This is a genomic window from Thiohalorhabdus sp. (genome assembly GCF_046545655.1).
Classification (GTDB): Bacteria; Pseudomonadota; Gammaproteobacteria; order Thiohalorhabdales; family Thiohalorhabdaceae; genus Thiohalorhabdus.
In genome coordinates, this window is sequence record NZ_JBKGZG010000061.1 from 1 (window position 1) to 8,319 (window position 8,319).

Genomic DNA, 8,319 nt, shown 5'->3' on the forward strand with positions numbered 1-8,319 from the left:
TGGCAAGGAAATGGAGTCCGCCCGCATCGCCGGGTACAAGGACGCCGAGGAGTTCGAGCAGCATGTGCGCCAGACCTATGGCGGCTAGCGGCGGCCGGCTCTTGGCATCCCTGGCCCTGGGCCTTGCCCTGGTAGTGGGCGGGTGCGGGGGCGGGGAGGAGGTGGTGGTGCCGGCGGAGGAGGCCGAGCCCGTCCCCGCCCTGGAGCGGCCCGGGCTGCAGGGAGAGTCGGTGGCCCTTGAGGACTACCGGGGCCGGGTGGTCCTGCTCAACTTCTGGGCCACCTGGTGCCCCTTCTGCAAGAAGGAGATCCCCAACCTCATCGAGCTCCAGGAGCGCTACGGGGAGGAGGGCCTGCAGGTGATCGGGGCCGCCCTCAACTGGAAGCTGGACAGCCGCGAGCCCAACGATCCCGAGGTCTTCCATCAGAACGTGGAGCGCTTCCACCTGGAGCAAGGCCTCAACTATCCCGTCCCCCTGATCAAGGAGGGCATGGATGAGGTGATGGCCCGCTTCGGCGACCCGCCGGGCATTCCCTACACCCTGCTCATCGACCGGGAAGGGCGGATCCGCCAGGTGTTCCAGGGCAATCCCGGAAAGGAGACCTTGGAGAAAGCCGTCAGAACCCTCCTGTAGCCCTCCCGATCCCGACCGGTTGTTGGACTTTACCGGACGATGCCTATAGGATGGCCGGTGCTTCGCGGGGTCCGGTCCCGGACCGGAACTGGGGGAAGGGTCCGGGCGTTCCCAGCCCGGGTTTGAACGGAAACCGGCATGATCCATGTGGAGCAGGCCATCCAGGAGGCCAACGGGGCCTATTCCGACGGGCGCCTGGAAGAGGCGGAACGGCACCTGCTGGCGGTCCTGGAGTTCGACGACTACGAGCCGCGGGCCTTGCGTCTGCTCGGCCGGATCGCCATGCGCCAGGGCCAGCCGGAGCGCGCGGCGGAGCTCTTCCAGCGCGCCTTGAAGGCCCGCGATCCCGAGGCCGAGCGCGCTCCCTCCGGGCCCAGGCCCACCCCAACCCTCGCCGAGCTGTATTTCCAACAGGGCTACCACGAGGCCGCCGCCGGGGTGTACCGCGAGCTCCTGAAAGGGGCCGCGGAGGATCCGCGGGCCGACGAGTGGCGTCGCCGGCTCCACGAGCTGGAGCAGGGCACCGCCGAGGAGCCGGCCGCTCCGGAGGTGGAAGAGGACGCGGCCGAGCGCCTGGAAGGCTTCGTGGAGCAGGTGGAGCGGAGCGGGGAGGTGCGTCGCCTGCAGGCCTTCCTCGACCGGCTGCAGGCACGCACCACCCGCTGAGCCGAGCAAACGCCAACGGGACCGGGCCCGGGGCCGCCAGTCGCGGGGCGGCCGCTCGCTGCGGTTTGAGTCAGGGGGATTGTATGGACATTCGCAAGATCCGGCGATTGATCGAGCTTCTCGAGGATTCGGACGTCACCGAGATCGAGATCGCCGAGGGGGAGGAAAGTGTGCGCATCAGCCGGGGCGTCTCCGCGGCCCCGCCGCCGGCGGCCCCGTCCCAGCCGGCCCCGCCCCAGCAGCCCGCCGCCGCGCCAGCCGCGGCCCCGGAGCCGGCCGCCGAGGAGGAGTCGGGCATCAAGGTGGAGGCGCCCATGGTAGGCACCTTCTACCGCGCCTCCTCGCCCGAGGCCGAGCCCTTCGTGCGGGAGGGCGACCGCGTCAACGTTGGCGACACGCTCTGCATTATCGAGGCGATGAAGCTGTTCAACGAGATCGAATCGGAGTATTCCGGGCGGGTGAAGAAGATCCTGGTGGAGAACGCCCAGCCCGTGGAATACGGCGAACCCCTTCTCATCATCGAACCCGACGCGTAGGGGGCCCGATGTTCGACAAGGTCCTGATCGCCAACCGGGGCGAGGTCGCCCTGCGCATCCTGCGGGCCTGCCGGGAGCTCGGCATCAAGACGGTGGCCGTGCACTCCCAGGCCGACCGCGACGCCAAGTACGTCAAGCTCGCCGACGAGTCCGTGTGCATCGGCCCCAGCCAGTCCGCGGACAGCTACCTGCACGTGCCCGCCATCATGAGCGCGGCGGAGGTTACCGACGCCGAGGCCATCCACCCCGGCTACGGCTTCCTGTCGGAGAACGCCGACTTCGCCGAGATCGTGCAGTCCTCCGGCCTTTCCTTCATCGGCCCCACCGCCGACCTGATCCGCACCATGGGCGACAAGGTGGCCGCCAAGCGGGCCATGAAGGAGGCGGGGGTGCCCTGCGTGCCCGGCTCCGACGGCCCCGTGCCCGAGGACGACGGGGAGCTCCGGGCCCTGGCGCGTGAGGTGGGCTATCCGGTCATGATCAAGGCGGCCGGCGGCGGGGGCGGCAAGGGCATGCGGGTGGTCCACACCGAGGCCAGCCTGTCCAACGCCGTTTCCATGACCAAGGCGGAGGCCGAGAAGGCCTTCGGCAACGGCATGGTCTACATGGAGAAGTTCCTCGGCCAGCCCCGCCACATCGAGTTCCAGGTGCTCGCCGATCAGCACGGCAACGCCATCCACCTGGGGGAGCGCGACTGCTCCGTGCAGCGCCGCCACCAGAAGCTGGTGGAGGAGGCCCCGGCCCCGGGCATCGACGAGGAAACCCGCCGCCGGATGGGCGAGCGCTGCGCCGAAGCCGCCCGCAAGCTGGGCTACACGGGCCTGGGCACCTACGAGTTCCTCTACGAGGACGGCGAGTTCTTCTTCATCGAAATGAACACCCGTCTGCAGGTGGAGCACCCCGTCACCGAGCAGATCACCGGGGTGGACCTGGTCAAGGAGCAGATCCGGGTGGCCGCCGGACAGCCCCTGCGCTTCCGGCAGGAGGACATCGAGATCGAGGGGCACGCGGTGGAGTGCCGGATCAACGCCGAGAGCCCGGAGAAGTTCACCCCTTCGCCGGGGACCATCTCCCACTTGCACCTGCCCGGCGGCCCCGGTGTGCGCATCGACTCCCACGCCTACACGGGCTACGTGATCCCACCCTTCTACGACTCCCTGATGGGCAAGCTGATCGTCGAGGGCGAGGACCGGGAGGAAGCCATGGCCCGCATGGGGCGCGCCCTGGAGGAGTTCATCGTCGGCGGCATCGAGACCACCATCCCCCTGCACCAGCGCCTCCTCCGGGACGGCCGCTTCCAGGCGGGCGGCGTGGACATCCACTTTCTCGAACGCTTCCTGGGGGAGGAGTGATTCCGCTCAGCGGGGTCCGCGGTCCCGCGGGCCCGTGCTGAAGAGGGCTGGCCGTGGAATGGATTGAGGTTCGAATCACCGTCCCGCTGCCGAAGCTGGACGCCGTGGAGGAAGCCCTGGCCGCCGCCGGCGCCGCCTCGGTTGCGGTCGCGGGGGCGGACGACCAGCCCAACTTCGAACCCGGGGCCGCCTGGGGAACCAACCTGGTCACGGCCCTGTTTTCCGCCGCCGGTATCCCCGCGGACCTGGAGGATCGTCTGGCCGCCGCCACGGGCGAGGTCCTGGCCCTGGAGCGGGTGCCGGTGGAGGGGCAGGACTGGGCCCACGCCTGGAAGGCGCGGTTCGGCGCGTTCCCCGTGGGGGAGCGGCTTTGGGTCCGCCCTAGCTGGGTCAAGGACCCCGCTCCCCCGGGGCGTGTGGAGCTGATCCTGGATCCGGGCATGGCCTTCGGCACCGGGCAGCACGAGACCACCCGGCTGTGCCTGGAATGGCTGGACGCCCGCGTCCACATGGACGAGGCCCCCGCCGTCCTCGACTACGGCTGCGGCAGCGGCATCCTGGCCATTGCCGCCGCCAAGCTGGGCGCCTCCCGGGTGCTCGGCGTGGACAACGACCCGCTCGCCCTGGAGGCCACCCGGAACAACGCCGCCATGAACGGCGTGCCGGACCGCGTAGCGGTGGGGGCGGTGGAGGAGGGTCTCGAAGGCGAGGGGCCCTTCCCCCGGGTGGTGGCCAATATCCTCTCCGAGACGCTGGTGGAGCTGGCCGATGCGCTGACCGCAGTCACGGCCCCGGGCGGAGAGATCAGCCTGTCGGGGATCCTGGCGCCCCAGGCGGAGAGGGTGCGCGCCGCCTATTCTGGCATCCGCTGGACCCGCGAGGCCCGGGAGGGGGAGTGGGTCCGGCTGGACGGCGTCCGGGAGTCCTGAGGGATGGAGATCCGCTGCCCCAACTGCGATACCCGCTTCCGGGTCCGCTCGGGCCAGATCCGGGAGGAGGGCACCAAGGTGCGCTGCTCCGTGTGCACCTTCCGGTTCTGGGCCTTCCCCGACGGCGGTGTCCGCAGCGCCATGGAGGAAGGCGGCCTGCCGGGGGGAGTGGACGAAGGGGGGGAGGGTGCCTCCACTCCCGACCCGGAGCCGACCGAGAAGGACGGCCGGGGCCGAAAGGGGCGGCGGGCCAAGACCCTGCGGCCACCGGCCCCGGCCGGCGCCGTGGGGCGGGGAGCGAGTCTGTTGCTCAAGCTCCTGGTCTTCCTCCTGGTGCTTGGCCTCCTGGTAGAGCTCGGTTACGCTTTCCGGAACCATTGGCTGGCGTGGCCGTGGGCCCGGACCGCAGCGCAGACGGCCCTGGAATGGTCGGGCCTCCAGGTGGAGCTGCCGGTGTCCCTGCGCCATTACCGCGCCGAGCGGGTGGAGGCTCGGATCGAGCCGCTGCGGTCGGGGCGCAACGTAACCCTTCTCCGGGGGGTGCTGACCAACGAAGCATCCTTCGCCCAGCGCCCTCCCCGGATGGAAATCCGGGCGCTGGGGTCCGACGGGGAGGTACGGTACCGCCGCACGAAGCGGCCTGGCACCCGCCTGGACCTGGAGGAGCCGCCGGACATACGGGAGCTGGGCCGGCGGTGGGAGCAGGCCCGGAACGATTTTCCGGAGCGCCTGCGCCCCGGCCAGGAGGTGCCGTTCGCCGTGGTCCTGGAGGACGTGCCTCCAGGGATGCAGCGCTACCGGATCGAGATGGTCCCCTGATCGTGGCCGCCGGCCCGTAACCCGTTGATCCCCCATATTGTCCCGGAATACAATAGCCGGTTTCCCGAACACCGGCTCGCGGTAAGGAGGGCCCACCCGTGGCGCTGCAACCGCTGGCCATCGGCCCGCATGTACTGGCCAATAATCTTGCCCTGGCCCCCATGGCCGGGATCACCGAGCGGCCCTTCCGCCGGCTGTGCCGGGAATGGGGGGCGGGGCTGACGGTGTCGGAGATGATCCCCAGCCGGTCCATGCTGGCCGGCGACCGGCTGGCCCTGTCCAAGGCCGATCATACCGGCGAGGAAGGGCCCGTGGCCGTCCAGATCGCTGGCGGGGATCCGGAACTGCTGGCCGAGGCGGCGCGCTGGAACGAGGCGCGCGGCGCGGACATCATCGACATCAACATGGGCTGCCCGGCCAAGACCATTTGCAAGCAGGTGGCGGGCTCCGCCCTCATGCGGGACGAGGCCCTGGTGGGGCGCATCCTGGAGGCCGTGGTCGGTGCCGTTTCCGTGCCGGTGACCCTGAAGATGCGCACCGGCTGGGACCGCCAGCACAAGAACGCCCCCCGCCTCGCCCGGATGGCGGAGGAGGCCGGGATCCAGGCCCTGGCGGTCCATGGCCGGACCCGCGCCGACCGCTACCGGGGAGAGGCGGAGTACGAGACCATAGCCGCCGTGAAGGAGGCCGTTTCCCTTCCGGTCTGGGCCAATGGCGACATTCGCACCCCTGAGGACGCGGCTTGGGTCCTGGAGCGGACGGGGGTCGACGGGGTCATGATCGGGCGGGGAGCGCAGGGGCGGCCCTGGCTGTTCCGTTCCGTGGCCCACTATCTGGCTACGGGCGAGGTGCCGCCGGAACCGGGGATTTCCGAGCGCGGGCGGGCGATCCTCACGCACTTGGAGGGGCTGAAGGAATTGTACGGTTCGCTACGGGGGGCCCGCGTGGCCCGCAAGCATCTCGGATGGTACGCCGATGGCCTGCCCCGTGAGGCCGGCCGGGCCTTCCGCGCGCGGGCCAACGAGGCCGAGGCGGTGGAGCGGCAGGAAGCACTGGTCCGCGCGGTCTTCCTGAACGACGATCAAGAGGCCGCCTAGGGTGGCGGGTCCCCGGTCGAAACCGGATCCGGAGTATCCGGGCCTCAAGGCGTGCATCGAGGAGGCCCTCGACCAGTACTTCGTCAACCTCGACGGGGAACAGCCCTGCGGTCGGCTGTTCTATCTGGTCCAGGGCGAGGTGGAGCAGGCCCTGCTGGAACGCATCCTGCGCGAGACGGCGGGAAACCAGCGGCGGGCCGCGGAGCTTTTGGGCTTGAACCGCAACACGCTGCGGAAGAAGATCCAGGAATACGGCATTCGCCCCAAATAGTCCGCAGGGCCGTGCGGCGGCCCAGGGGGTCGAGCATGGACGGCGTGCGGCTTACGGTGGAGCCGGAAGGCGCCGAGGTGGAAGTGCCCCGCGGTACCACCCTGTTCGAGGCGGCGCGCCGGCTCGGCATTTCCATTACCAGCGACTGCGGCGGCCACGGGGAATGCGGCAAATGCTTCGTGCGGCTCCGCGGCACCCCCCGGCCGCCTACGGAGATTGACCGGCGGATGCTGGCCGAGGACCGCCTGGAGATGGGGACCCGGCTGTCCTGCCGGTACATCCTGGAGGAAGACACGAAGGTCTACATCCCCCCGGGGAAGCGGCGGCAGAACCGCTTCGCCTGAGGGGCCCGGACCACGACCCTGTGGGGCTGGATGGCACCATCCAGCCCCTTTCGCTTTTCGCTCGCAGCCCGTGGAAGGTTGGGAACCAGCAAACCGGTCGGAACCGGTGAGGTGAGGAAAGAGGACATGGGAGAGATCAAGCGGGCGCTGATCAGCGTCTCGGACAAAAGCGGCCTGGAGGAGCTCGCCCGCAGTCTCCACGAGGAGTTCGGGGTGGAGATCCTGTCCACCGGCGGCACGGCCCGCCTGTTGCGCGACGAGGGCATCCCCGTCACCGAGATCTCCGATTACACGGGCTTCCCGGAGCTGTTCGAGGGGCGGGTCAAGACCCTGCACCCGCGGGTGCACGGCGGGCTTCTGGCCCACCGCGGCAAGCCGGAGCACCGGGAGCAAATGGAGGCCAACGACATCCCCGGCATCGACCTGGTGGTGGTGAACCTCTACCCCTTCGAGGACGTGGTAGCCAGCCCCGAGGCCAGCTTGGAGGAGGCCATCGAGAACATCGACATCGGCGGCCCCGCCATGCTGCGCGCGGCGGCCAAGAACCACGCCAGCGTGACCGTGGTGGTGGACAGCGACGACTACGCCCGGGTCCTCAAGGAGATGCGCTCCAGCGGCGGGGCCGTGGGAGAGAACACCCGCTTCGGCCTGGCCCGCAAGGCCTTCGCCCATACCGCCCGCTACGACGGGGCCATCGCCGATTTCCTCGGCGCCATCCGCGAGGACGGCAGCCGGGAGCACTTCCCGGAGACACTGAACCTCTCTCTGCAGAAGGCGGCCACCATGCGCTACGGGGAGAACCCCCACCAGCACGGGGCCTTCTACGTGGAGCCCAAGGTGGGCGGGGCCAACGTGGCCACCGCCACCCAGCTGCAGGGCAAGGAGCTCTCCTACAACAACGTGGCCGACCTGGACGCGGCCTTCGAGGCGGTCAAGGAGTTCGTCGAGCCGGCCTGCGTCATCGTCAAGCACGCCAATCCCTGCGGCGTGGCCGAGGCCACCGACGTGCTGAGCGCCTACCGGCGGGCCTTCGAATGCGATCCCACCTCCGCCTTTGGCGGCCTGATCGCCTTCAACCGGCGGGTGGACCAGGCCACCGCCCGCGCCATCCTGGACCAGCAGTTCGTGGAGGCGGTGATCGCCCCGGCCTACGAGGACGGCGCCCTGGAGGCCTTCGCCGCCAAGGCCAACGTGCGGGTCATGCAGACCCCCGCCCTCACCCTGGCCGACACCAGCCCCTGGGACTACAAGCGGGTCAACGGCGGGCTGCTGGTCCAGGACCGGGACACGGTGCTCTACGAGGCGGACCAGCTGGAGGCCGTCACCAAGCGGGCGCCCACCGAGCAGGAGTGGCGGGAGCTGCTGTTCGCCTGGCGGGTGGCCAAGCACGTCAAGTCCAACGCCATCGTCTACGCCAAGGACTTGGCCACGGTGGGCATCGGCGCGGGCCAGATGAGCCGGGTGGACTCCGCCCGCATCGCCGCCCAGAAGGCGCAATCTCCGCTCGCCGGGTCGGTGATGGCCTCCGACGCCTTCTTCCCCTTTCGCGACGGCCTGGACGCCGCCGTGGAGGTGGGCTGCACGGCGGTGATCCAGCCGGGCGGCTCCATCCGCGACAACGAGGTGATCGAGGCGGCCGACGAGCACGGCCTGGCCATGGTCCTGACCGG

The 8,319-nt window shown here is 70.1% G+C and carries 10 protein-coding genes; all 10 read left to right on the plus strand.

The genetic code is table 11. The features are described 5' to 3' along the window. Positions 1-62: 62 nt before the first annotated feature. Entirely contained in the window at positions 63-635 is a 573-nt protein-coding gene (locus ACLFRB_RS11010) for a TlpA family protein disulfide reductase (RefSeq protein WP_411069060.1), read from the plus strand. A gap of 138 nt (positions 636-773) precedes the next feature. Continuing rightward, positions 774-1,301: a tetratricopeptide repeat protein gene (locus ACLFRB_RS11015; protein ID WP_411069061.1), complete on the plus strand. Its 528-nt coding sequence runs from the start codon at positions 774-776 to the stop codon at positions 1,299-1,301. Positions 1,302-1,384: 83 nt separating this feature from the next. Then, positions 1,385-1,837 (plus strand): acetyl-CoA carboxylase biotin carboxyl carrier protein, encoded by a 453-nt coding sequence (gene accB, locus ACLFRB_RS11020; protein WP_411069062.1) that lies wholly within the window; start codon positions 1,385-1,387, stop codon positions 1,835-1,837. A gap of 8 nt (positions 1,838-1,845) precedes the next feature. After that, complete coding sequence (gene accC, locus ACLFRB_RS11025) at positions 1,846-3,189, plus strand: acetyl-CoA carboxylase biotin carboxylase subunit (protein WP_411069063.1); 1,344 nt, start codon at positions 1,846-1,848, stop codon at positions 3,187-3,189. Between the two features lie 53 nt (positions 3,190-3,242). Next, positions 3,243-4,118: a 50S ribosomal protein L11 methyltransferase gene (prmA, locus tag ACLFRB_RS11030; RefSeq protein WP_411069064.1), complete on the plus strand. Its 876-nt coding sequence runs from the start codon at positions 3,243-3,245 to the stop codon at positions 4,116-4,118. Between the two features lie 3 nt (positions 4,119-4,121). Then, positions 4,122-4,937 (plus strand): DUF3426 domain-containing protein, encoded by an 816-nt coding sequence (locus tag ACLFRB_RS11035; RefSeq protein ID WP_411069065.1) that lies wholly within the window; start codon positions 4,122-4,124, stop codon positions 4,935-4,937. 104 nt (positions 4,938-5,041) lie between these two features. Continuing rightward, positions 5,042-6,034, plus strand: coding sequence for a tRNA dihydrouridine synthase DusB (gene dusB, locus ACLFRB_RS11040; protein ID WP_411069069.1), 993 nt, complete (start codon positions 5,042-5,044; stop codon positions 6,032-6,034). A gap of 1 nt (position 6,035) precedes the next feature. Then, on the plus strand, positions 6,036-6,305 hold the full coding sequence (locus ACLFRB_RS11045) for a helix-turn-helix domain-containing protein (protein WP_411069066.1): 270 nt from the start codon (positions 6,036-6,038) through the stop codon (positions 6,303-6,305). Positions 6,306-6,340: 35 nt separating this feature from the next. Continuing rightward, a complete protein-coding gene (locus ACLFRB_RS11050; protein ID WP_411069067.1) occupies positions 6,341-6,649 on the plus strand; it encodes a 2Fe-2S iron-sulfur cluster-binding protein in 309 nt (102 codons plus the stop codon). 126 nt (positions 6,650-6,775) lie between these two features. After that, a partial coding sequence (gene purH / locus ACLFRB_RS11055) for a bifunctional phosphoribosylaminoimidazolecarboxamide formyltransferase/IMP cyclohydrolase (protein WP_411069068.1) occupies positions 6,776-8,319 on the plus strand: 1,544 nt, incomplete at its 3' end.